We start from the raw sequence: 23,288 nt of genomic DNA on the forward strand, positions 1-23,288 counted from the left end.
GCAATGATGGAAGGACTGTTCCTCGGCATCGACTGCGGCACCCAGGGCACCAAGGCCCTGGTGCTCGACGCAGACAGCGGTCGCGTACTGGGGCTGGGCAGCGCGGCACATGCGGCGCCGCAGGGCGACCACGGCCGCCGTGAACAGGATCCGGCAGACTGGCTGCAGGCCCTGCGCACGGCGGTGGCCAATGCCCTCGCTGACGCCGGGGTCGGGGGCCATGCCATCCGCGCACTGGCCGTCTCTGGCCAGCAGCACGGCCTGGTGATGCTCGATGACCAAGGCCAGGTGCTGCGCCCGGCCAAGCTCTGGTGCGACACCGAAACCACTACGGAAAATGACGAACTGCTGGCCGCCCTCGGCGGCGCCGCAGGCTCGCTGGAGCGCCTGGGGCTGGTGGTCGCGCCGGGCTATACGCTGTCCAAGCTGCTGTGGAGCCAGCGCCATCATCCAGACCTGTTCGCCCGCGCCGCACACCTGCTGCTGCCCCACGATTACCTCAACCACTGGCTCACCGGCCGTGCCTGCAGCGAACCGGGCGACGCCTCGGGCACCGGCTACTACGATGTGCGCAAACGCACCTGGGCCGCCGATGTGCTGGCGCTGATCGAGCCCGGCAAGCGCCTGCTGGCGGCACTGCCCGAGCTGGTCGAGTCCGGCGACTGCATCGCCACCCTGCAGCCCTCGGCAGCCCAGGCGCTGGGCCTGGACACTGGCGCCTGGGTGGCCAGCGGTGGGGGCGACAACATGCTCGGCGCCATCGGCACCGGCAACATTCGCCCCGGCATGATCACCCTCAGCCTGGGCACCTCCGGCACCCTGGCCGCACACCTCGACCAGCCACGTGTCAGCCCCCACGGTGAGGTCGCGACCTTCTGCGGCTCATCCGGCGGATGGCTGCCGCTGATCTGCACCATGAACCTCACCAGCGCCTGCGCCCTGGTGCAAGACCTGTTGCAGCTTGACCTGTCGGCGTTCAGCGAGCTCGCCGCACAAGCCCCCGTCGGCGCCGACGGCCTGTTGCTGCTGCCGTTCTTCAATGGCGAGCGCGTGCCCGCACTGCCCGAGGCCAGTGCCAGCCTGCACGGTATGACCAGCAGCAACCTGACCCGTGCCAACCTCTGCCGGGCGGTGCTCGAAGGCACCTGTTTCAGCCTGCGCTACGGGCTCGACCTGCTGCGCGCCAGCGGCCTGCAGGGCCAGGAGATCCGCCTGGTCGGCGGCGCGGCGAAAAGCCCGCTGTGGCGCCAGACACTCGCCGACCTGCTCGGCCTGCCGGTGGTGTGCCCGCGCCAGACCGAAGCCGCCGCCCTGGGTGCTGCGATCCAGGCTGCCTGGAGCCTGGGCCGCAAGCTCGGCGAAGGTGACAGCCTGGAGGCTCTGTGCCAGCGCTGCGTCGAACTCGACGAAAGCACGCGCACCACACCCCGGCCCGCACAACAGGCGGCCTACGAAACCGCCTACCAACGTTACGTTTCGCATCTGCCTGCGCACTGATCGCAGGTATCCTGCCCGCTTACTTCGTTTCGGAGAATTTCATGTACCTGGTCTGTGGCGAAGCCCTGTTCGATGTGTTCAGCCTGGATGACAGCCCACGCAGCAGCGAGTTGGGCTTCAAGGCGATTGCCGGCGGCTCGCCGTTCAACGTCGCGGTGGGCCTGCGCCGGCTGGGCGTGGAGTCGGCGCTGTTCGGCGGGCTGTCCAGCGACTACCTGGGTGCACGCCTGCGTCGGGTGCTGGAAGAGGAAAAGGTCGAGTGTGGCTATCTGGTCACCAATGACGCCCCGACCACGCTGGCCATGGTCGGCCTGGATGCGAGCGGCTCGGCGCAGTACCAGTTCCGTGGCGAGGGCTGCGCCGACCGACAGGTGCGCCTCGAACACCTGCCGCTGCTCGGTGACCAGATCCGTGGGCTGCATGTGGGCTCCTACACCTTGGTGGTCACACCCGTGGCAGACACCTTGCTGGCGTTGGTGCAGCGTGAGAGCGCACATCGGCTGATCAGCCTCGACCCCAACGTACGCCTCAATCCGCAACCCGACGTGGCCTTGTGGCGACGCCAGGTGCAAGCCTTCGCGGCCCACGCCCACCTGATCAAGGCCAGCGAGGAAGACCTCGCGCTGCTCTATCCGGACCGTGCGCCGGCCGAAGTGGCCCGTGGCTGGCTGAACGACCGCTGCCGACTGGTGTTCGTCACCCACGGTGCAGACGGCGCCAGCGTGCATTGCGCGCACGGCTCGTGGACACGACCGGCGGATGCCTCGCTGACGGTGCAAGACACAGTCGGTGCTGGCGATACCTTCCAGGCGGCGGTGCTGAGCTGTCTGGCCAAGCTGCACGCGGACAGTCCACAGGCACTGGCGGCGCTGACGCGCGAAGCGATCGACGGCATCCTCGAATTCGCCATTCGAGCGGCGGCCATCACCTGTTCGCGGGTTGGGCCGGATTTGCCGTTTGCCCGGGAGCTTTAGCGTTACACGGTGAGCGGGACCAGATCAGTCCACCAGGTAAACGTGGTGAGTGAGTCAGTGCTGCGCACGCCGTGTTACCTGGAGGGTTTTCATTTTTCGCTGTTGCTCAGCCTTGGACGTGTAACTGCTCCAACCCGTTGGATTGCTGACCCACGGCGCAGACACCTCATGACCGTTTTTGTAGAAGTGGAGTCGTGCTTCAAGCTGTGCCCACTGCCTAAATGCATAGCGAAGCTCGCTGGAGGTGTATGACTGCCCGTGGGTCATTGATTTGTTGATCACTGCGGCCTCGTCGATACCATCGAGGATGAAATGAACATGATGATCCGCCCTTCTCGCGGTTATCGACAGCCCAATCTTGCTCCCGCGCTTCCATAACAACTGCGGGCCTGGGTCCCCCTCCAGCCACTCATGGAACTGGGTTTTTCCGGGCCGCCCTTTGACCTCGGAATAAATTTGGTCGATATCGAACTTATTGTTGAAGAGACCGGCTGATACATACCGGTTCCATAACGGGTAGCCAGGAAAGGTTTCCTTGACCTGGGCAAACAGGGATGCATTCGCCCTGACGAACTTGATCACTTCGGTATGAGGCGCTGTTTCGGTCAAACCTGAGCGTGCAAGCGCGTTCTCCCTGATGACTCTAGCGATTGCCTGATTGTAGTGATCGATCGTCAGCGCTGACTTGGTGTAATCGATTCCTACATGATTAAAATAGCTCTCGCGCCACTCGCCCAGCCCATACACTAGGTCACCCCGTGCTGGCTGGAGATTGTCGCTGAAGGTAGCAAGCCCCGCAGAGTCCTCAAGCGAGACCGGATTGTTCTGGGTCATGCGGAAGGTGTTGATACCGTCGACGATGCCTGCGGGGTCGGGCGTCAGCCAGCGTCCAACCCTGGGTTGATGATAGCGATACCCGTAGTAATAAAGCCCTGTCGCATCTCGCTCCCGCCCCGAATAACGCACCGTCTTGTACTCCACCTCTATGCGATGACGCCCCGCCAGAATCGCCGTTCCCCCATAGGGGTAATATTCTTCGAGGCTGATGACACTGCCCTCGCCATCGAGCTCCAGTCCGACACTGCCGATCAGGTTGTCATAGCCAAAACGTACCTGGTCGTTATCGATCCCCTCCGGTTTACCGGCCTCCCAGCGCAACGCCCGCACCTGGGCACGCCCTGCCTCGCCCAGCACCACCGTGTGCAGACTTTCCCGCACGGCGCCGTCGACCGTCGTGATACGCAGCTCAAGCCCCGGCAGATACAGCGTGCGTTGCACCTTCAGTGATCCACCTTGCTGCTGATGACTCACCTTGAGCACACGCTGCCTGCCAGCATCGTAGCGATAGCTTTCCTGAGTACCGCCTGCAACCCTGCGCAACTCACCGCGTGCCGTCCACTCAAGCGGCTGTCCCGGCAGCAGCACACGCTGCTCGCCCCCTGCGGTGAACAGCGCCTCGACCTTGCTCGGGTCGCTGGCCAAAACGCTCGACACGCCGCGATTACTGCGCTGGCTGACGGTGATTGCAGTGACGTAGTTGTTGTTCGTGGCCGGCGTACTATGACGGACATGCGTGAGATTGCCCGCGCTGTCGTAGGTGTAACTCCGGGTGTAGAGGGTATAGGCCGAATCATCCACCGGCAGCGGCACCAGCACGCCTGGCAGATGATTGCCCTGCTGCCCGGCATTGGCCATCTCGCGGCCGCTGGCGAAGACCAGTTGATACAGGCTGTCGTAGCGGTACTCGCTTTGCGCGCTGATCTTCTGGTTGCGCCAGAAGCGCGTCGGCTCGGCGTCGTTGGCCAGCACGACGACGTTACCGACAGGGTCATAGCGATAGTGCAGGTCCTGCAAGCGCGTGCTTTCGGTGGTTTGGCGAGCAGTCCGCACGGTCGCCAGGCGCAGGGTCATCGGTTCGTAGGTGTACACCGTGATGATGCCGTTGCCATGTACCTCGTGCTGCTTGCGTCCACCCGCCGAATAGCTCACCGACCTGACGATCTCACGCTCGAGCGTACCTTCGAGTGTCAACCAGCTGGCCGCCTGGGCGCCTGCCACATCGTAGGCGCTTCGCTGCTGATGGCCTGCGCAGTCCAGCGCCGTGAGCCCCTTGCCGGTGGCGTCTACGTGGCTACGGGTCGTGTAGCGCTGATCATCCAGCAGTGCGTCCCAGGCCTCAGCAGCCTCACCTTGCCAGTCAACTTGCACCGCATCGTCGTCGCCCCCCTTCAGCAGCTTGCGCTGCACACAGAGGGCTGCGCCGCCGAGGGCGTTGGCGAGGGTAGAAACGCACCCGGCCGGGTCGTAGTGAACGATCCGGGTGCCCGCCAGATTACGGGCTTTCTCCTGCGGCTCATTGCCGCCATACAACACCCGCTCACGGGTACGAGGGGTATCACCGGCAACCTGCTCGCTCACCGCCAGCAGACGCCCAGGCAAATCGACCGGCTCATAGCGCAAGGTACGGGTCACGGCTTCAGCGAAATCGCCCTGTCCATCCAACGTCCTGCCAATACGACTAATCGAGAACAGGTCACGCCTGACTGCGTCTTTCAGATCGAGGCTCACGCCCGCATCGACGCTTTGCGTGCGTATCACCTGAGCTGTCAGATCATGCCGATGAATGAAGTTGGCAAGGCCTGCGCCATGCAACCGTGGGTCGGTGATCTGCGCCAGTCGGCCTGCCGGGCTGAACACCTGCCGCGTGATACGCGTATCGGCGGCATCCAGCAGCGAAGCACGCTGATACTCGATCTCGCGCACCGTTTGGCCGCGGTTGTCGAGGACCTTGATCAAGGGCGTCTGCTGGAACAGTGCGCTGCTCACAACCTGTACACCTGCGGGTCATGACTGGAGAGACGACAGTCGCTCATCATGAGCCGAACGGGCAACTGGCAGTTTTATCAGGTCTGGGGAGTGGCTGATCGGGTCGGCACCCACGGATACACCGTCGGAAAACCACGCGCATCCCTCGCCGTCATCGGCCGTGCAACCAGGAAGCCCTGCACGTAGGCGCAGCCGCTGTCGCGCAGCCACTGCGCCTGAACGTCGGTTTCCACGCCCTCGGCGATCACCGTGATGCCATAGTCGGCGCACAGCGCGATGACGCTGCGCGCCAGCGCCGCATCGACCTTCGAATCCGGCAGGCGTGCCACCAAGTGGCGGTCGAGCTTCAGGGTGTCGATCGGCAGGTCGCGCAGCATGCGCAGCGAGCAATCTCCGGCGCCGAAGTCGTCCAGCGCCACGCGTACGCCCAGCTCGCGCAAACGCTTGACCTGCTTGGCAGCCGCGTCGATGTCATACATCAATGAGGTTTCCGCCACCTCCACTTCCAGTTGCGCAGGCTCCAGGCCGTGCTCCTGGATCGCCCGCCGCAGTTCATCGACCAGGTTCGGCTGGGTGAACTGCGCGCGGCTCAGGCTGATGCCCAGCACCACATCGTCGGCGAATACCTGGCGCCATTCTTGACGCTGGGCCGCGCCCTTGCTGTAGATCCAGCTCGCCAGCCGATGGATGAGGCGCGCTTCTTCCAGCAACGGAATGAACAGCCCCGGCGGCACATCGCCAACACTGGGGTGCCGCCAGCGCAGCAGCGCCTCGAAGCCACGCAGACGTCCGTCGGCAAATCCCACCTGCGGCTGGTAGACCAAGGTAAAGTCCTTTTGCTCGATGGCAGTGCGCACACTATCCTCGAGCATCAGCCGCGAACGCGCGCGGCCGTTGAGCTCCTGGTCATAGAAGCGATACTGCTGGCGCCCGGCGCGCTTGGCGGCATACATCGCCGCATCGCCAGCACGCAGCAGGCCTTCGACCGTGGCACCGCAATCAGGGTAGGTGGCGATGCCGATACTGACCCCAAGACTGACATCCTGGCCGTCAACCTGCGGGCAACTGGACATGCGCTCGATCAAGGCCTCGGCGTACCGGCCGGTCTGCTCCGCATAGGGCAAGCCGTCGAACAACGCGGTGAACTCATCACCGCCCATACGCCCAAGCATCGCCTGGCTGCCCAGGCAGTCCTTGAGTTGCTCGGCGACCCAGCGCAGGACCCGGTCGCCCGCTTCGTGACCCAAGGAATCGTTGATTCGCTTGAAACCATCCAGATCCATGTACATCAAGGCCTGGACCTTGCCGGGCCGTTCGTTGCGAAGCAACGCACCTTCTGCCGTCTGGTAGAAACCGCGGCGGTTGAGCAAGCCAGTCAGCGGGTCGGTCACCGCCTGGTGTTCCAGTTGCTGGTGCAGGCTGCGCACCACCGACATGTCCAGTACGGTCACCACCATGGCCTTCTGTTCAGCGGGCAGCGGTGCACACGACAGCGCCACCGGAACCAGCGGCCCCGCGGGCGGACGCAACTGGGCATCGTGCACGCGGAAGATCTGCCGCCCCAGATAGGCCTGGTAGAAGTCCGAGTCGCGCCACAACGCAGCGCTGGGCAGTTGGATCAGGTCCAGGAGATGGGCGCCCTGCAGTTTGTCCACCGACATCTGCAGCAGACGCGAGATAGCAGGGTTGGCAAAGCTGATATCACCCGCCTCGTCGACCACCAGGATACCCTCGGCGGCGTTCTCAAGAATCGAGGCATTGAATGCGCGGGCCGACTCCAGCTCACGACTCAACCGCTGCAGCATGCGGCGGTTGCGCTGCTGTTCGAGCAGGGCCTGCACCTTGGGCTTGAGGATCTGCGGATCGAAGGGCTTGAACAGGTAGTCCACCGCGCCACTGGCATAGCCCTTGAGCACGGCAGCTTCGGACTGCTCGTTGGCGGTAAGGAAGATGATTGGGGTAAGGCGGGTGCGTTGGCTGCCGCGCATCAAGCGGGCGACCTCAAAGCCATCCATCTCGGGCATCTGTACATCGAGCAGGACCAGGTCCACTTCGTGTTCCAGCAAGGTGCTCAGTGCTTCCATCCCTGAGCCTGCGGTGAGTACTTGCCAATCCTGCCGGGCTAGCAAAGCCCGCATGCTGATCAGGTTTTCCGGGTAGTCATCGACCACCAGCAGCACTGAGCTGCCTTCCGGTGCCGCGGGTTGAGCTCCATCCATGCCGCTTCTCTTGTCCGACCGACTTCGTCTTGTAATTGGATCCGATTCTCTACTCTAGACGCGACTTTGCAGGACGCAATGCAATCAGTTCGCTATCAATGGATAAAATGAAAATAGCCGACTAATGGTCACTGCGCTTTGCGATCATTTCACAGGCGAAAAAAAACCCGCATTTCTGCGGGTTTCTTCAGTGCCATCAGCGGATCAGTTGACCTTTGCGGCCAGCTCGCCCTTGGCGTAACGCAGGTACATCTCATCCAGCGAAACCGGCTTGATCTTCGACGCGTTGCCAGCGGTACCGAAAGCTTCGTAACGCGCGATGCAGATGTCACGCATGGCTTCGACAGTCTTGGCGAAGTACTTGCGCGGGTCGAACTCGGACTTGTTCTGCTCCAGGAAGCGACGGATCGCGCCAGTGGAGGCCAGACGCAGGTCGGTGTCGATGTTGACCTTGCGCACGCCGTGCTTGATGCCTTCGACGATCTCTTCGACCGGCACGCCGTAGGTTTCTTTGATGTCGCCGCCGAACTCATTGATGATCGCCAGCCAGTCCTGCGGAACCGACGAGGAACCGTGCATCACCAGGTGAGTGTTGGGGATACGCTGGTGGATCGCCTTGATGCGGTCGATCGCCAGGATGTCGCCGGTCGGCGGCTTGGTGAACTTGTAGGCGCCGTGGCTGGTGCCGATGGCGATGGCCAGGGCATCGACCTGGGTCTTCTTGACGAAGTCGGCAGCCTCTTCCGGGTCGGTCAGCATCTGGCTGTGGTCCAGGATGCCTTCGGCGCCGACACCGTCTTCTTCACCGGCCTGGCCGGTTTCCAGGCTGCCCAGGCAGCCCAGCTCGCCTTCCACCGACACACCGCAGGCGTGGGCGAATGCCACGGTCTGCTGGGTGACGCGCACGTTGTATTCGTAGTCGGACGGGGTCTTGCCGTCTTCACGCAGCGAGCCGTCCATCATGACCGAGCTGAAGCCCAGCTGGATCGAGCGCTGGCACACGTCAGGGCTGGTGCCGTGGTCCTGGTGCATGCACACCGGGATGTGCGGGAATTCTTCGATCGCCGCCAGGATCAGGTGACGCAGGAAGGGAGCACCGGCGTACTTGCGGGCACCGGCGGAGGCCTGGACGATGACCGGAGAGTCGGTCTTGTCGGCGGCTTCCATGATGGCGCGCATCTGCTCGAGGTTGTTGACGTTGAAAGCTGGAACGCCGTAGCCGAACTCGGCGGCGTGGTCCAGCATCTGGCGCATGCTAATGAGTGCCATTGTGTATCTCTCTCCCGACAAGCGTCGTTGTTTCGTGCAAGCCTGCCGCAGGGGCGGTTGCTGTTCAAGTAGTTGTGGACCACCGTCGCGGTCCGGCCAATCACGGCGCCTTGCAGCCCCGCCCAATCAGATCGTTGGTCGCTTCCCAGTACACCAGGCCTTCATTACCCTTGGTGTGGAAGGCGAGTACGCCATCGCTGTACAGCGCGCCCGAGGCGCCGGGCTCGGCCTTGAGCCGGTAGACCTGGTCAGCGCCGCCGAGGCGGACATCGACCGACTGCTGCGAAGCATCGGCGAAGCGCCACAGCACTTCGGCCTGGCTGTCGCAGACCCAGCGGGTCCAGTTGTCCGTCGCGGCAGGTCGCGACGGTTGCAGCAGGGAGCAGCCTGCCAGGGTCGCCAGGGCCAGTACGGCCAGCAGCGCTTTCATTGAGTATCCTCGCTTCGAAGGCCGCACCACGGACCTTCTGTTCAAGACCACAAAACAGCCCATCGGTTGCCCGCTGTCCGATCAAGGGCAGCCGGGCGCCTTGCGCTGGTGTTCTTCGTCGTACTTCTCCAGCCCGTCCGGCCCCAGGCGCTTGTTGATCACCGGCACCGTCTCCGCCTGCCACTGCGACTGGTAACAGCCGCCCTTGGGCTCACGTGCCGGTTCGCTGTCGGGGGCGCCGCCGCTGGAGCAGGCCCCCAAAAACAAGGCCACGATCATCACAGGCAATTGCTTGACCATCAGGTCGCTCCCTTTGCCAGGCGCCGTCACTATCAGGCCTTGGCCCGTTCTTCCAGGATTGCCACGGCAGGCAGGACCTTGCCCTCGACGAACTCGAGGAACGCACCGCCACCGGTAGAAATGTAGGAGATATCAGCGCCGACGCCATACTTGTCGATGGCCGCCAGGGTGTCGCCGCCACCGGCGATGGAGAACGCGGCGCTTTCGGCGATGGCCTTGGCCAGCACTTTAGTGCCGTTGCCGAACTGGTCGAACTCGAATACACCGACCGGGCCGTTCCACAGGATGGTCTTCGACGACTTCAGCAGCTCGGCGAAGTTGGCGGCGGTCTGCGGGCCGATATCCAGGATCATGTCGTCGGCGGCCACGTCAGCAATGGCCTTGACGGTGGCTTCGGCGCTCTCGGCGAATTCCTTGGCAACGACCACATCGACCGGCAGCGGTACGCTGACCTTGGCGGCGATGGCCTTGGCGGTCTCGACCAGGTCTGGCTCGTACAGCGACTTGCCGACCGGGTGCCCGGCAGCGGCGAGGAAAGTGTTGGCGATACCACCACCGACGATCAGCTGGTCGCAGACAGTCGACAGGCTGTTGAGCACGTCGAGCTTGGTCGAGACCTTGGAGCCGGCAACGATGGCCGCCATGGGTTTGGCCGGCGCCTTCAGGGCCTTGCCCAGGGCGTCCAGCTCGGCCGCCAGCAGCGGGCCAGCGGCAGCGACCTTGGCGAACTTGGCCACACCGTGGGTGGAACCCTCGGCGCGGTGGGCGGTGCCGAAGGCGTCCATGACGAACACGTCGCACAGGGCGGCGTACTTCTGCGCCAGCTCGTCGGCGTTCTTCTTCTCGCCCTTGTTGAAACGTACGTTTTCGAACAGCACCACCTCACCGGCCTTGACCTCGACGCCGTCGAGATAGTCGGCGACCAACGGTACTGCGCGGCCCAAGGCCTTGCTCAGGTAGTCGGCGACCGGCTTGAGGCTGTTTTCCTGGGAGAACTCGCCCTCGGTCGGACGGCCCAGGTGCGAGCAGACCATCAGCGCGGCGCCCTTCTCCAGGGCCAGCTTGATGGTCGGCAGCGCTGCCAGGATACGCGCATCGCTCGTTACCACACCGTCCTTCACAGGCACGTTGAGGTCTTCGCGGATCAGTACGCGCTTACCTTGCAGGTCGAGGTCGGTCATCTTCAACACGGTCATGAATGCAGTCCTTCAGGGCTGTTTGCTGCGGGTTTGGTGGACGACGTGCAGATAATGTTCGGCAACGTCGAGCATACGGTTGGCGAACCCCCATTCGTTGTCGAACCAGGCCAGCAGGTTCACCAGGCGGGGGCCTGAGACGCGGGTCTGGCTGGCATCGACGATGGCCGAGTGCGGGTCATGGTTGAAATCACAGCTGGCGTGCGGCAGTTCGGTGTAGGCCAGCAGGCCTTTGAGCGGGCCGTCCAGCGCCGCCTCGCGCAGCACCCGGTTGACCTCGGCAGCCGTCGTGTCGCGTGCGGTCTGCAGGGTGATGTCCAGGCACGAGACGTTGACGGTCGGCACACGTACCGCTTTGGCCTGGATTCGCCCGGCAAGTTCCGGCAACAGGCGCTCGATGCCGCGCGCCAGACCAGTGGACACCGGGATCACCGACTGGAACGCCGAACGGGTACGGCGCAGGTCTTCGTGGTGGTAGGCGTCGATCACCGGCTGGTCGTTCATCGCCGAGTGGATGGTGGTGATCTGCACGTACTCGATACCGAACGCCTGGTCCAGCACGCGCAACAGCGGCACGCCGCAGTTGGTGGTGCAGGACGCGTTCGAGACCAGCAGCTCGTCACCGGTCAGGCGGTCCTGGTTGATACCGTAGACCACCGTGGCATCGATGTCCGCCTCGCTGGCCATCGGCTGCGAGAACAGCACGCGCGGCGCGCCGGCGTCGAGAAAACGCTGGCCATCGGCGCGGGTGTTGTAGGCACCGGAGCACTCCAGCACCAGGTCGATGCCCAGGGCGGCCCAGTCGATGCCTTCAGGGGTGGCGCTGCGCATGACTTTCACGCAGTCGCCATTGATATGCAGACAGTCGCCGTCGACCTTCACCTCGCCGGGGAAACGCCCGTGGGTGGAGTCGAAGCGCGTCAGGTACTCCAGGCTGGCCTGGTCGGCCAGGTCGTTCAACGCAACGATCTCGAAACCTGCCTTCGCCCCTCGCTCGAACAGTGCGCGCAGGACACAGCGGCCAATGCGGCCGTAACCGTTGAGTGCAACTTTGTAGGGACGCTGGGGCATTCGGGACTCACGTGGCTAGTGCGTTGAACGGCCATCGCGGGACAAGCCCGCTCCTACAGAGCACTACACATGCGCTGTAGGAGCGGGCTTGTCCCGCGATCGATGGAGGCATCACTGCCCCCAGGCTTGATGCATCAGTCTTCCAGCAGCTCTTCAGCGGTACCCAGGATGTTCTCCAGGGTGAAGCCGAACTCCTCGAACAGCGCGGCGGCCGGGGCCGATTCGCCGTAGGTGGTCATGCCGATGACGCGGCCTTCGAGGCCGACGTACTTGTACCAGAAGTCGGCATGGGCAGCTTCGATGGCGATACGCGCACCGACTTCCAACGGCAGTACCGACTGCTTGTAGGCAGCGTCCTGGGCGTCGAACACGCTGGTGCTTGGCATCGACACGACGCGGACCTTGCGGCCCTGCTCGCTGAGCTTGTCGAACGCCTGAACGGCCAGGCCCACTTCGGAGCCGGTGGCGATCAGGATCAGCTCAGGCTCGCCGGCGCAGTCCTTGAGCACGTAGCCGCCACGGGCGATGTCGGCGATCTGCTGGGCGCTGCGTTCCTGGTGCTGCAGGTTCTGGCGCGAGAAGATCAGCGCCGAAGGGCCGTCCTTGCGCTCCAGGGCGGCTTTCCAGGCCACGGCCGACTCGACCGCGTCACCCGGACGCCAGGTGTCCAGGTTCGGCGTGCTGCGCAGGCTGGTCAGTTGCTCGATCGGCTGGTGGGTCGGTCCGTCTTCGCCCAGACCGATAGAGTCGTGGGTATAGACGTGGATGACACGCTGCTTCATCAGCGCCGACATGCGCACCGCATTGCGGGCATATTCCATGAACATCAGGAAGGTGGCGCCGTAAGGCACCAGACCGCCGTGCAGGGCCACGCCGTTCATGATGGCGGTCATGCCGAACTCGCGCACGCCGTAGAACACGTAGTTGCCGCTGGCGTCATTGGCCTCGACGCCCTTGCAACCTTTCCACAGGGTCAGGTTGGAACCGGCCAGGTCCGCCGAACCACCGAGGAACTCGGGCAGCAGCGGGCCGAAGGCGTTGAGGGTGTTCTGGCTGGCCTTGCGGCTGGCGATGGTTTCGCCCTTGGCGGCGACTTCATTGATGTAGGCCTGGGCCTTCTCGGCGAAATCGGCCGGCAGGTCGCCAGCAGCGCGGCGCTTGAACTCGGCGGCGAGTTCAGGGAAGGCCTTGGCGTAGGCGTCGAAGCGCTGGTTCCACTCGGCTTCGGCCTTGGCACCGGCTTCCTTGGCGTCCCACTCGGCGTAGATGTCGGCCGGGATTTCGAACGGGCCGTGGTTCCAGTTCAGCTCCTTGCGGGCCAGGGCGATTTCGTCGTTGCCCAGCGGCGCGCCGTGGCAGTCTTCCTTGCCCTGCTTGTTCGGCGAGCCGAAACCGATGATGGTCTTGCAGCAGATGAGGGTCGGACGGTCGCTCTTGCGCGCGGTCTCGATCGCCATCTTGATTTCTTCGGCGTCGTGGCCGTTGACGTTGCGGATCACCTGCCAGTTGTAGGCTTCGAAACGCGCCGGGGTGTTGTCGGTGAACCAGCCGTGCACTTCGCCGTCGATGGAGATGCCGTTGTCGTCGTAGAAGGCGATCAGCTTGTTCAGGCCCAGGGTGCCGGCCAGCGAGGCGACTTCGTGGGAAATACCTTCCATCATGCAGCCATCGCCCAGGAACACGTAGGTGTTGTGATCGACGATGTCGTGGCCTTCACGGTTGAACTGGGCCGCCAGCACTTTCTCTGCGAGGGCGAAACCGACAGCGTTGGCGATACCCTGGCCGAGCGGGCCGGTGGTGGTCTCGACGCCCGGGGTGTAGCCGTATTCCGGGTGGCCCGGGGTGCGGCTGTGCAGTTGGCGGAACGCCTTCAGGTCATCGATGGACAGGTCGTAGCCGGTCAGGTGCAGCAGCGAATAGATGAGCATCGAACCATGGCCGTTGGACAGCACGAAGCGGTCGCGGTCGGCGAAATTCGGGTTGCTCGGGTTGTGCTTGAGGTAGTCGCGCCAAAGCACTTCGGCGATATCCGCCATGCCCATGGGGGCACCTGGGTGGCCGCTGTTGGCCTTTTGCACGGCATCCATGCTGAGGGCACGAATGGCGTTGGCACGATCACGACGGCTGGGCATCGCTTATCTCCTGAGGCTTGAATAAGTAGTGAAACGAAAAAAGGCGGCCATTTTCGCCCACTGGGGGCCTTCGGGGCAATGACGGATGGTCGCAGTCGGGGATTTTTCCTGTGATTGGAGGGCACTTCGGGTAAAAAACTCGAGATCGGCGTCGTAGTTTTCGCGGATGAACCCGCGCCCACGGATTACAAATCCTCGCATCGGCCACCCATCAGCCAATATCAAAACTTTTTGATATTGGCTTGCCAGGACAACGACGCGTGTCTAGACTGCCGCACCATGAACCTGCGTGCGCAAGCGATCCCCCAACAAAGCGATACACTGGCCGCCCTGTGCAAGGCCAGTGGCGATGCGCTGCGCCTGAATGTCCTGCGCGCCCTGGCCAGCGATTCGTTCGGCGTGCTGGAGCTGGCGCAGATCTTCGACATCGGCCAGTCCGGCATGAGCCACCACCTCAAGGTGCTGGCCCAGGCGGAACTGGTGGCCACGCGCCGCGAAGGCAACGCGATCTTCTATCGCCGCGCCCTGCCCGACAGCCTGCGCCAAGGCGGACGCCTGCATGCGGCCCTGCTCGAGGAAATCGACGAACTGGCCCTGCCGGACGACGTGCAGGCGCGTATTGCCCAGGTGCAACAACGCCGCGCGGCCACCAGCCAGGACTTTTTCCAGCGCGTCGAAGAAAAATTCCGTGCCCAGCAGGACCTGATCGCCGGTGTACCGCAATACCGCGAAAGCCTGCTGGCCCTGCTCGACAAGTTGAGCTTTGGCAGCGACGCCAGCGCCCTGGAGGTTGGCCCCGGCGATGGCGGCTTCCTGCCTGATCTGGCGCAGCGCTTCGCTCAGGTCACGGCGATGGACAACAGCCCGACCATGCTCGAACTGGCTCGCCAGGTCTGCGAACGTGAAGGCCTGGATAATGTAATCCTGCAGTTGGCCGATGCACTGGGTGCAACGGATGTGGAAGCCGACTGCGTTGTGCTGAACATGGTCCTGCACCATTTCAGCGACCCGGCCCTGGCCTTGCGCCTGCTGGCCAAACGGGTGAAAGCGGGCGGCAGCCTGCTGGTCACCGAGCTGTGCAGCCATAACCAGGGGTGGGCGCGGGACGCCTGCGGCGACCTCTGGCTGGGCTTCGAGCAGGACGACCTGGCCCGCTGGGCCAATGCTGCGGGGCTGACTCCCGGGGACAGCCTCTATGTTGGCTTGCGTAACGGTTTCCAGATTCAGGTCCGTCATTTCCAGCGGGCCGCTGGCGACACACACATCGGTAAATTTTAGGAACCCCTCGAGATGAGCGAATACTCCCTTTTCACTTCCGAGTCCGTGTCCGAAGGGCATCCGGACAAGATCGCCGACCAGATTTCCGACGCGGTCCTGGACGCAATCATCGCCCAGGACAAATACGCCCGCGTAGCCTGTGAAACCTTGGTCAAGACCGGTGTCGCCATCATCGCCGGCGAAGTCACCACCTCGGCCTGGGTCGATCTGGAAGACCTGGTGCGCAAGGTCATCATCGACATCGGCTACAACAGCTCCGACGTCGGCTTCGACGGCGCCACCTGCGCCGTGATGAACATCATCGGCAAGCAGTCGGTGGACATCGCCCAGGGCGTCGATCGCTCCAAGCCGGAAGACCAGGGCGCAGGCGACCAGGGCCTGATGTTCGGCTACGCCAGCAACGAAACCGAAGTGCTGATGCCTGCGCCAATCTGCTTCTCGCACCGCCTGGTCGAGCGCCAGGCCGAAGCGCGCAAGTCCAAGCTGCTGCCATGGCTGCGCCCGGACGCCAAGTCCCAGGTCACCTGCCGCTACGAGAACGGCAAGGTGGTCGGCATCGACGCGGTGGTCCTGTCGACCCAGCACAACCCTGAAGTGTCGCAGAAAGACCTGCAGGAAGCGGTGATGGAACTGATCGTCAAGCACACCCTGCCGGCCGAACTGCTGCACAAGGACACCCAGTACCACATCAACCCGACCGGCAACTTCATCATCGGCGGCCCGGTGGGCGACTGCGGCCTGACCGGTCGCAAGATCATCGTCGACTCCTACGGCGGCATGGCCCGTCACGGTGGTGGCGCGTTCTCCGGCAAGGACCCTTCCAAGGTCGACCGTTCCGCAGCCTACGCCGGTCGCTACGTGGCCAAGAACATCGTTGCCGCAGGCCTGGCCGAGCGTTGCGAGATCCAGGTTTCCTACGCCATCGGCGTAGCCCAACCGACCTCCATCTCGATCAACACCTTCGGGACCGGCAAGGTGTCCGACGACAAGATCATCCAGCTGGTGCGCGAGTGCTTCGACCTGCGCCCCTACGCGATCACCACCATGCTCGACCTGCTGCACCCGATGTACCAGGAGACGGCCGCCTACGGTCACTTCGGCCGTGAGCCGCAGCAGAAGACGGTGGGTGACGACACCTTCACCACCTTCACCTGGGAGCGCACCGACCGCGCCGCCGCCCTCCGCGACGCCGCCGGCCTGTAAGCCTCCTACAGCAGTAACGGAAAGCCCCTGCCGAGCAATCGGCAGGGGCTTTTTTGTGACACATCACCTGACAGTCCTGTCCCGGCACACCTGAACATCGGCGCCTAGGCTGAGCCCTTCCTCCTGCCATGCAAGGATGCTGGCCATGTCGATTCGCTTGCTCACCCTACTGCTACTCATCGCCTTCAGCTCAGCAGCGTTGGCCACCCCCTGCCCCGATTAGCCGCCACGGCGCGCCACCGAGGAAATAGCACAATTGCGCCAGACCCTCGCCGAATGGGACGACCGCTACCATCGCCAGGGCATTGCCACAGTGGCCGATGAACTCTACGACCAGAGCCGGCATCGGCTGGAGCACCTGCAAGGCTGTTTCGGACAACCTCATCGCGACTCGCCACTGGCCACGGCCGCAGGTCCACATGCCCACCCGGTGGCACATACCGGCGTTGCCAAGCTGGCCGACGAAGCCGCTGTAGGCCAATGGTTGCAGGGCCGGCAGGCTGTCTGGATACAGCCCAAGGTCGACGGCGTCGCGGTGTCGCTGATCTACCGACAGGGACGCCTGAGCACGCTGCTCAGCCGCGGCGATGGTGTGCACGGCCACGACTGGAGCCGGCATATCCCGCACCTGCGTGCCGACATACGGCAACTATCCGGGCCGCACGACCTTGTCCTCCAAGGTGAGCTGTACTGGCAGCTCGAAGACCATGTGCAGGCACAGGCAGGTTCGGTCAACGCTCGTGGCATCGTCGCCGGCCTGCTGGCACGCAAGCAACTGCCTGCGGACCAGGCCGCAGGGATCGGGCTGTTCGTCTGGGACTGGCCCGAGGGTCCCGAAAACCAGGCGCAGCGCCTGGCCCAGCTGGAAGCGCTGGGCTTTGCTGACAGCCGCCGCCTGAGCGTGCCGATCGACAACCTCGAACAAGCGGCCCACTGGCGCCAACACTGGTACCGCTCACCCCTGCCGTTCGCCACCGATGGCGTGATTCTGCGCCAGGACAGCCGTCCGTCCGCCACGCGCTGGCGGGCCCAGGCGCCTTACTGGATCGCTGCCTGGAAATACCCCTACCGCCAGGTGCTGACCGAAGTGCGCCAGGTCAGCTTCCGCATCGGCCGCAGCGGCCGCATCACCCCGCTGCTGGAGGTTCAGCCTGTAAAGCTGGACGACCGCCTCGTTCGCCAGGTCAGCCTCGGCTCGCTGCAGCGCTGGCAGCAACTGGATATCCGCCCCGGAGACCAGGTGGCGGTGAGCCTGGCCGGGCTCACCATCCCGCGGTTCGAAAGTGTGGTGCTGCGCAGTCTGCAACGCGTCCCCGTCGCAGTACCCGACCCAGGCCGCTACCACCCGCTCAGTTGCTGGACACCTCGCGACGACTGCAGCCAACAGTACCTTGCTCGCCTCACGCGGCTCTCGGGCAAGCAAGGGTTGAACATGCCAGGCCTGGGCCCCGGCACCTGGCAGTTACTCACCGAGCAAGGCCTGGGCGACACCCTGACCCGCTGGCTGGAGCTTGGCCAGGATGACCTGCTGCAGGTCCCGGGGATTGGCAGCGTACGCGCCGAAAAACTGCATCAGGCCTTCATGACGGCCCGCACACAGCCGTTCGAACGCTGGCTGCGCGCCCTGGGTGTTCCGGCCCCAAGTAACCTGCGCCTGGGCCCGGACTGGCAGACACTGGCCAGCCGAAACATTGAGCAATGGCTTGCCGAACCGGGGGTTGGCCGTGGCAGGGCCGGGCAGTTGCGGGCCTTTTTCGCCCATGAGGAAGTGCTGGCCGTGGCCGGAGAACTGCGTCGGCATGCAATAGAGGGTTTCTAATTTTCGCAGATCAGGGCAGCATTTCCGTTTCTGCCGCCTCCCGACTGGAGCCCTTCATGAAACTGCTCTCGACCTTCATTCTGTCTTCCGCACTGGGCCTGGTCGCCAACAGCGCCCTGGCCGCAGAGGTGCAGCCGGAGCTGACCGGCTGCGCCGCCAAGCGCCAGGCCATCAGCACCCAGATCGAGCAAGCCCGCGCCCACGGCAACGCCGATCAGCAGGCGGGCCTGGAAAAGGCACTGAGCGAAGTCACCGAACACTGCACCGATGCGGGCCTGCGCAAGGAACGCGAGCAGAAGGTGCTCGATGCCCGCCACGAGGTGAACCAGCGCACCAAGGACCTGGACAAGGCCATGAAAAAAGGTGACGCGGAAAAGATCAACAAGCGCAAGGAGAAGCTCGCCGAGGCGAAGAAAGAACTGCAGGAAGCGGTCGACGAGCTCGAACGCTGAGGCCAGCGGCAAGCGCGGCCGCTCCCACACAGGGCACTGCAGATCATCAATGATTGCGAAACTCGGTATGACAGGCCTTGCACGCCGCCTCGACGCGGTCCATCGGCGCCTTCAGCCCAGCCGCATCCAGTGGCTGGCTGCGGGTCACACCGACCAGCTCGCTGGTAACACCCTCGAGCTGGCGGGCCAGGTCATGAAACCGCGCCTGGCGCTCCCAGACCTCAGGCCGGGCGCTGCTGTCCCCCCCGTCACGCGCCTGCGGGAAGTGCTGCCAGGGTTCGTGGGCCAGGGTATCGAGCTTCACCGCCCCCTCGGCGAACCTCATCCCGTCGAACGGCAAGCGGCCGCGCAACATGCCGCCCAGGTCTTCGCTGGTCTTGAGCATGTCCTTGAAGATCGCCTTGCGCTGGCCCAATGGCGAGTTCGGATCGACACGCTCGCAAGCGGTCAGGGCCAGGGTGGCGAGCAGCACTACGGTCAATCGCTTGAACATCACGGTCTCTTCGGCCTGCATGAACGGGTCGCCAGTATCGCTGCCCGCCGGGTAAAGACCAATAGCCACACAAAAGACAAGGGCGATTTTTCATCTCTGCCCGCAACAGGACCCTGCTTATGAAATCTGCTTTGCGCCCTCTCGCCTGGGCACTCCCGGCCCTGGCCCTGCTGGCCGGCTGCAACGGCGGTGAGGGTACAAAACCTGAGCCCCACGCCATCGCCACCTATGCCGATGCCACCTGGCAAGATTTGCCGAGTGTCACTGACACCGACCTGGTCGCAGGCTTCCAGGCCTGGCGCAACGGCTGCGAGAAACTCAAGCGTGATCCGGTGTGGGCCGCTACCTGCAATGCCGCTGCCGGAGTACCGGCAGACGCCGCCCAGGTGCGCGCCTTCCTGCAACAGAATCTGCAGGTCTATGGTCTGCGCTCTGCAGAAAACAACGCCAATGGCCTGATCACCGGCTACTACGAACCGGTCTATCCCGGCAGCCTGACACGTACGGCAAAGGCCAGTGTCCCGGTCTATGGTCCGCCCGACGACATGATCGTGGTCGACCTGGCCAGCGTATACCCCGAACTCAAGGGCAAACGCCTGCGCGGTCGTCTCGAAGGTCGCGTGCTCAAGCCCTACGACACCGCCGAAGTGATCAACCGCCAGGGTGTGAAGGCGCCGGTGCTGGCCTGGCTGACCGACCCGATGGACCTGCAGTTCCTGCAGATCCAGGGTTCCGGTCGCGTGCAACTGGAAAGCGGTCGCCAACTGCGCCTGGGCTATGCCGACCAAAACGGCCACCCTTACCGACCGATTGGCCGCTGGCTGGTGGACCAGGGCCAATTGAAAAAAGAAGACGTGACCATGGGCAGCATCCACGCCTGGGCCCAGGCCAACCCCCAGCGGGTGCCGGAGCTGCTGGCGAGCAACCCGAGCTATGTGTTCTTCGCCGCAGGCCCCGACAGCAACGAAGGCCCGCGCGGCTCGCTCAACGTGCCATTGACCGCAGGCTACAGCGTGGCTATCGACCGCAAGGTGATTCCGCTGGGCAGCCTGCTGTGGCTGTCCACCACCCGGCCGGATGGCTCGCCGGTGGTGCGCCCTGTGGGTGCGCAGGACACCGGCGGCGCGATCACCGGCGAAGTGCGCGCCGACTTGTTCTGGGGCACCGGCCCCGAGGCCGGCGAGCTGGCAGGCAACATGAAGCAGCAAGGACAGATCTGGATGCTGTGGCCCAAGGGGGCTGCCCTGCCTGAAGTGCCGAAGGTGCCGTGATCGGTGGTGAAGCTATCGCGGGCTTGCCCCGCGATGGCTTCACGCCGATACGACGAACAACGACACGATCAACGCCAACCCGGCAAACCACACCAGCGAGCGCAACGCCGCCCAGTCCGCCAGGTAACAGATGATGTACAGCAGCCGGCTGGTGATATACAGCACCGCCAGTACATCCTGGGTCACTTGCTCGGCGTTACCGACGATATCGGCCACCAGCACCGCTGCGGCGAAGGCAGGAAACGCCTCGTAGCCGTTCTGCTGCGCCGCATTAGCGCGCCGAGGCAAGCCTGAGAGCGTGTCGAGAAAGGCTCGCGGATCATGGTTGTCGCTCAAGCCAAAACGGCCACTGGCGACTTTGGCGATCAATGCGCACAACGGCGGCAGGACCAGGGCGATCAGGATGCACCACAGGGCAACGGTCATGGACTGGCTCCTCGTTCAGAAAGGTCAGAGCTTCATCACCAGCATGCCTGCCAGGACCAGCCCGCAAGCTAAGAGTCTCGGACCGCCAAAAGGTTCTTTGAGGTAGCGCATGCCCAACAGCACCACCAGGATCACACTGACCTCCCGCAGCGCCGCCGCCTCAGCCACCGACCCCAGGTGCATGGCCCACAGCACCAGGGCGTAACTCAGCAATACACACAGCCCCACCGCCAACCCAAGCCGCCACTGGCTGCGCCAGAACTGCACGAAGGGTTCACGTCGGGCCACGCCTGCCAGCACCGGGAACGGCCAGGCACTCAGCAGCGTAAGCCAGACCAGGTAGTCCCAGGGTTTACCCCACAGGCGCACCGCCTGGCCGTCGAACCAGGTGTAACAGCCGATGCACAGGCCGATCAGCGCCACCACCGGCAGCATCGACCAGGGCAGCCGATCACCGCCACCGCCCTGCCAGAGCAGACACGCCATGCCGCAGGGGATCAGCAGAATGCCAATGATCTGCTGGTTGCTCAGCGATTCACCGGCAAAGGCCAGGGTCAGCCCCAGCACCACCAGCGGCGACAATCCCCGCATCAGAGGATAGACCAAGCCCAGGTCACCGACCCGGTAGGCCTTGATCAGCAGGACACGATAGGCCTGCTCGGCCAGCGCCGAGGCCAGCAGCCATGGCCAGATCGCCGCCGGAGGGGGCTCGACGAACGCCACCGCCAGCACCGCGAAGACCAGAGCCACCGCGTCCATGCTGGCGATTACCAGCAGGCGCTCGGCGCTGAACTTGATGAGGGTGTTCCAGGTGGCATGCAGCAGGGCGGCGATCAGGACGAGGGAAGTTGCCAGCACGCGTGGAGTTCCTTGGACAAGACTCGAGTCACTATATACGCGATCCGGGCAGCGCTTGCAGGAGCGGGTTTGCCCGCGAAACATACACCGCGGTGCAGGGCGCCGGCCAAGCCGGTGTTCGCGGGCAAGCCCGCTCCTACACAGAAGGATGAGCTGGCCGTCAGATGTGAACCAGACAGTTGCTCCTACAGGGCCGCTTCAGCGGTGAATTGAGGAACGATCCTTATAATTCCGGTCATAAGGTGTGTCCCGAGCGCTCCGTCAGGCCATCAAAGAACTGCCCGAGCCCTTCGGGTTACGACTTGGAAGCCATTGTCACAGGATTCAGGATGCTTGAATTAGTTGCCGCGTTCATCTGCCTCACCACCCTCCTCACCTATGTGAACTACCGTTTCATCGGCCTGCCGCCCGCCATCGGCGTGATGGTCACCGCCCTGTTGTTCTCACTGATCCTGCAGGGCCTGAGCCTGATCGGCTTCCCCGGCCTGGAGGAACGCGTCGAAGGCCTGATGAACCAGATCGACTTCAATGACCTGCTGATGCACTGGATGCTGTCGTTCCTGCTGTTCGCGGGCGCTTTGCACGTCAACCTCGGCGACCTGCGCAGCTACCGCTGGCCAATCGGCCTGCTCGCCACCATCGGCGTACTGATCGCCACCGTGGTGATCGGCTACCTCGCCCACTGGGTGTTCGCGATGTTCGGCTGGGACGTACCGCTGATCTACTGCCTGCTGTTCGGCGCACTGATCTCGCCGACCGATCCCATAGCGGTGCTAGGCGCACTGCGTACCGCCAACGCCTCCAAACCGCTGAAGACCACCATCGTCGGAGAGTCGCTGTTCAACGACGGCACCGCGGTGGTGGTGTTCACCGTGCTGCTGGGCATCATCCAGCTCGGCGAGACGCCGAGCGTTTCCGACACCGCCATCCTGTTCGCCCGAGAAGCCGTAGGCGGCGTGGTGTTCGGTGGGCTGATCGGCTACGCCACCTACCGCATGATCAAGAGCATCGAGCAGTATCAGGTCGAGGTGATGCTGACCCTGGCGCTGGTGATCGGCGGCTCGGCCATGTGCTACGAACTGCACGTGTCGGCGCCAATCGCCATGGTGGTAGCCGGCCTGATCATCGGCAACCTGGGGCGTAACCTGGCGATGAACGACATGACCCGTCGCTACATGGACGGTTTCTGGGAGCTGATCGACGACATGCTCAATGCCCTGCTCTTCGCCCTGATCGGCCTGGAGCTGTTGCTGCTGCCGTTCAACTGGCTGCACCTGGCAGCGGGTGGCGTGCTTGCGGTCGCGGTGCTGGCATCGCGCCTGTTGACCGTGGCACCAGCCATCGTCTTGCTGCGGCGCTGGCGCGAAGTGCCACGTGGCACGGTGCGGGTATTGACCTGGGGAGGCTTGCGCGGGGGCGTATCGGTGGCCCTGGCGCTGTCGCTGCCGGTGGGAGACGAACGCGACCTGTTGCTGTCGATCACCTACATCGTGGTGCTGTCGTCGATCCTGGTGCAGGGGCTGACAATCGGCAAGGTGGTGCGCCGGGTAAGCGCCCAGCCGTGATTACAATGG

At 64.0% G+C, this 23,288-nt stretch carries 18 protein-coding genes and 1 pseudogene; 8 read left to right on the top strand and 11 right to left on the bottom strand.

Features of this window, described 5'->3' with window-relative positions; translation table 11 throughout:
• Nucleotides 1-6: 6 nt before the first annotated feature.
• Together xylB and HU748_RS18015 are read left to right on the top strand one after the other, a co-directional pair.
• Complete coding sequence (gene xylB, locus HU748_RS18010) at nucleotides 7-1,497, top strand: xylulokinase (RefSeq protein WP_186721359.1); 1,491 nt, start codon at nucleotides 7-9, stop codon at nucleotides 1,495-1,497.
• A 41-nt stretch (nucleotides 1,498-1,538) separates the two neighbouring features.
• On the top strand, nucleotides 1,539-2,471 hold the full coding sequence (locus HU748_RS18015; RefSeq protein WP_186721310.1) for a carbohydrate kinase: 933 nt from the start codon (nucleotides 1,539-1,541) through the stop codon (nucleotides 2,469-2,471).
• Between the two features lie 54 nt (nucleotides 2,472-2,525).
• Here the strand turns inward: HU748_RS18015 and HU748_RS26735 are convergent, their stop codons facing one another.
• The 8 genes from HU748_RS26735 to tkt all read right to left on the bottom strand — a co-directional run bounded on the left by HU748_RS26735 (nucleotide 2,526) and on the right by tkt (nucleotide 13,914).
• On the bottom strand, nucleotides 2,526-5,297 hold the full coding sequence (locus tag HU748_RS26735; protein ID WP_186721312.1) for an RHS repeat-associated core domain-containing protein: 2,772 nt from the start codon (nucleotides 5,295-5,297) through the stop codon (nucleotides 2,526-2,528).
• A 77-nt stretch (nucleotides 5,298-5,374) separates the two neighbouring features.
• On the bottom strand, nucleotides 5,375-7,516 hold the full coding sequence (locus tag HU748_RS18025) for an EAL domain-containing protein (protein WP_186721314.1): 2,142 nt from the start codon (nucleotides 7,514-7,516) through the stop codon (nucleotides 5,375-5,377).
• A 204-nt stretch (nucleotides 7,517-7,720) separates the two neighbouring features.
• Complete coding sequence (gene fba, locus HU748_RS18030) at nucleotides 7,721-8,785, bottom strand: class II fructose-bisphosphate aldolase (protein WP_009399343.1); 1,065 nt, start codon at nucleotides 8,783-8,785, stop codon at nucleotides 7,721-7,723.
• 100 nt (nucleotides 8,786-8,885) lie between these two features.
• Nucleotides 8,886-9,215 carry an MliC family protein gene (locus HU748_RS18035; protein ID WP_186665843.1) on the bottom strand — a complete coding sequence of 110 codons (330 nt, stop codon included), beginning with the start codon at nucleotides 9,213-9,215 and terminating at the stop codon, nucleotides 8,886-8,888.
• 81 nt (nucleotides 9,216-9,296) lie between these two features.
• The gene (locus tag HU748_RS18040; protein WP_186665841.1) at nucleotides 9,297-9,515 is read right to left on the bottom strand and encodes a hypothetical protein; all 219 of its coding nucleotides are present in this window, start codon (nucleotides 9,513-9,515) and stop codon (nucleotides 9,297-9,299) included.
• A gap of 32 nt (nucleotides 9,516-9,547) precedes the next feature.
• Entirely contained in the window at nucleotides 9,548-10,711 is a 1,164-nt protein-coding gene (locus tag HU748_RS18045; RefSeq protein ID WP_063546513.1) for a phosphoglycerate kinase, read from the bottom strand.
• Nucleotides 10,712-10,723: 12 nt separating this feature from the next.
• Nucleotides 10,724-11,782: an erythrose-4-phosphate dehydrogenase gene (gene epd / locus HU748_RS18050; protein ID WP_186708275.1), complete on the bottom strand. Its 1,059-nt coding sequence runs from the start codon at nucleotides 11,780-11,782 to the stop codon at nucleotides 10,724-10,726.
• A gap of 134 nt (nucleotides 11,783-11,916) precedes the next feature.
• Complete coding sequence (gene tkt, locus HU748_RS18055; protein ID WP_186665839.1) at nucleotides 11,917-13,914, bottom strand: transketolase; 1,998 nt, start codon at nucleotides 13,912-13,914, stop codon at nucleotides 11,917-11,919.
• A gap of 279 nt (nucleotides 13,915-14,193) precedes the next feature.
• Between tkt and HU748_RS18060 the strand changes: the two genes are divergently transcribed.
• From HU748_RS18060 to HU748_RS18075, 4 genes and pseudogenes are all read left to right on the top strand, one after another.
• Nucleotides 14,194-15,192 (top strand): metalloregulator ArsR/SmtB family transcription factor, encoded by a 999-nt coding sequence (locus HU748_RS18060; protein ID WP_186721316.1) that lies wholly within the window; start codon nucleotides 14,194-14,196, stop codon nucleotides 15,190-15,192.
• 12 nt (nucleotides 15,193-15,204) lie between these two features.
• Nucleotides 15,205-16,395, top strand: a complete 1,191-nt coding sequence (metK, locus tag HU748_RS18065; RefSeq protein WP_186665837.1) for a methionine adenosyltransferase — start codon at nucleotides 15,205-15,207, stop codon at nucleotides 16,393-16,395.
• Between the two features lie 145 nt (nucleotides 16,396-16,540).
• Nucleotides 16,541-18,214 (top strand): annotated as a pseudogene (gene ligB, locus HU748_RS18070) (NAD-dependent DNA ligase LigB).
• Between the two features lie 56 nt (nucleotides 18,215-18,270).
• A complete protein-coding gene (locus HU748_RS18075) occupies nucleotides 18,271-18,666 on the top strand; it encodes a DUF1090 domain-containing protein (RefSeq protein ID WP_186708281.1) in 396 nt (131 codons plus the stop codon).
• A gap of 46 nt (nucleotides 18,667-18,712) precedes the next feature.
• Here the strand turns inward: HU748_RS18075 and HU748_RS18080 are convergent, their stop codons facing one another.
• Nucleotides 18,713-19,159: a cytochrome c gene (locus HU748_RS18080; RefSeq protein ID WP_186708289.1), complete on the bottom strand. Its 447-nt coding sequence runs from the start codon at nucleotides 19,157-19,159 to the stop codon at nucleotides 18,713-18,715.
• 119 nt (nucleotides 19,160-19,278) lie between these two features.
• Here HU748_RS18080 and HU748_RS18085 point away from each other — a divergent pair, with 119 nt between their 5' ends.
• Nucleotides 19,279-20,430, top strand: a complete 1,152-nt coding sequence (locus HU748_RS18085; protein WP_186708283.1) for an MltA domain-containing protein — start codon at nucleotides 19,279-19,281, stop codon at nucleotides 20,428-20,430.
• 39 nt (nucleotides 20,431-20,469) lie between these two features.
• Here HU748_RS18085 and HU748_RS18090 read toward each other — a convergent pair whose 3' ends face one another.
• Nucleotides 20,470-20,856 (bottom strand): MAPEG family protein, encoded by a 387-nt coding sequence (locus HU748_RS18090; RefSeq protein ID WP_054894820.1) that lies wholly within the window; start codon nucleotides 20,854-20,856, stop codon nucleotides 20,470-20,472.
• Between the two features lie 24 nt (nucleotides 20,857-20,880).
• Nucleotides 20,881-21,714 (bottom strand): DMT family transporter, encoded by an 834-nt coding sequence (locus HU748_RS18095; protein ID WP_186665831.1) that lies wholly within the window; start codon nucleotides 21,712-21,714, stop codon nucleotides 20,881-20,883.
• A 329-nt stretch (nucleotides 21,715-22,043) separates the two neighbouring features.
• Between HU748_RS18095 and HU748_RS18100 the strand changes: the two genes are divergently transcribed.
• Nucleotides 22,044-23,279 carry a sodium:proton antiporter gene (locus HU748_RS18100; protein ID WP_065863852.1) on the top strand — a complete coding sequence of 412 codons (1,236 nt, stop codon included), beginning with the start codon at nucleotides 22,044-22,046 and terminating at the stop codon, nucleotides 23,277-23,279.
• The last annotated feature ends 9 nt before the right edge of the window (nucleotides 23,280-23,288 follow it).

This window comes from Pseudomonas sp. RW3S2, assembly GCF_014268955.1.
Taxonomy (GTDB): Bacteria; Pseudomonadota; Gammaproteobacteria; order Pseudomonadales; family Pseudomonadaceae; genus Aquipseudomonas; species Aquipseudomonas wayambapalatensis.

Coding starts and splice junctions, on each gene's coding strand:
- xylB (WP_186721359.1), top strand. CDS start 7: ATGGAAGGACTGTTCCTCGGCATCGACTGCGGCACCCAGGGCACCAAG.
- HU748_RS18015 (WP_186721310.1), top strand. CDS start 1,539: ATGTACCTGGTCTGTGGCGAAGCCCTGTTCGATGTGTTCAGCCTGGAT.
- HU748_RS18025 (WP_186721314.1), bottom strand. CDS start 7,516: ATGGATGGAGCTCAACCCGCGGCACCGGAAGGCAGCTCAGTGCTGCTG.
- fba (WP_009399343.1), bottom strand. CDS start 8,785: ATGGCACTCATTAGCATGCGCCAGATGCTGGACCACGCCGCCGAGTTC.
- HU748_RS18035 (WP_186665843.1), bottom strand. CDS start 9,215: ATGAAAGCGCTGCTGGCCGTACTGGCCCTGGCGACCCTGGCAGGCTGC.
- HU748_RS18040 (WP_186665841.1), bottom strand. CDS start 9,515: ATGGTCAAGCAATTGCCTGTGATGATCGTGGCCTTGTTTTTGGGGGCC.
- HU748_RS18045 (WP_063546513.1), bottom strand. CDS start 10,711: ATGACCGTGTTGAAGATGACCGACCTCGACCTGCAAGGTAAGCGCGTA.
- epd (WP_186708275.1), bottom strand. CDS start 11,782: ATGCCCCAGCGTCCCTACAAAGTTGCACTCAACGGTTACGGCCGCATT.
- tkt (WP_186665839.1), bottom strand. CDS start 13,914: ATGCCCAGCCGTCGTGATCGTGCCAACGCCATTCGTGCCCTCAGCATG.
- HU748_RS18060 (WP_186721316.1), top strand. CDS start 14,194: ATGAACCTGCGTGCGCAAGCGATCCCCCAACAAAGCGATACACTGGCC.
- metK (WP_186665837.1), top strand. CDS start 15,205: ATGAGCGAATACTCCCTTTTCACTTCCGAGTCCGTGTCCGAAGGGCAT.
- HU748_RS18075 (WP_186708281.1), top strand. CDS start 18,271: ATGAAACTGCTCTCGACCTTCATTCTGTCTTCCGCACTGGGCCTGGTC.
- HU748_RS18080 (WP_186708289.1), bottom strand. CDS start 19,159: ATGTTCAAGCGATTGACCGTAGTGCTGCTCGCCACCCTGGCCCTGACC.
- HU748_RS18085 (WP_186708283.1), top strand. CDS start 19,279: ATGAAATCTGCTTTGCGCCCTCTCGCCTGGGCACTCCCGGCCCTGGCC.
- HU748_RS18090 (WP_054894820.1), bottom strand. CDS start 20,856: ATGACCGTTGCCCTGTGGTGCATCCTGATCGCCCTGGTCCTGCCGCCG.
- HU748_RS18100 (WP_065863852.1), top strand. CDS start 22,044: ATGCTTGAATTAGTTGCCGCGTTCATCTGCCTCACCACCCTCCTCACC.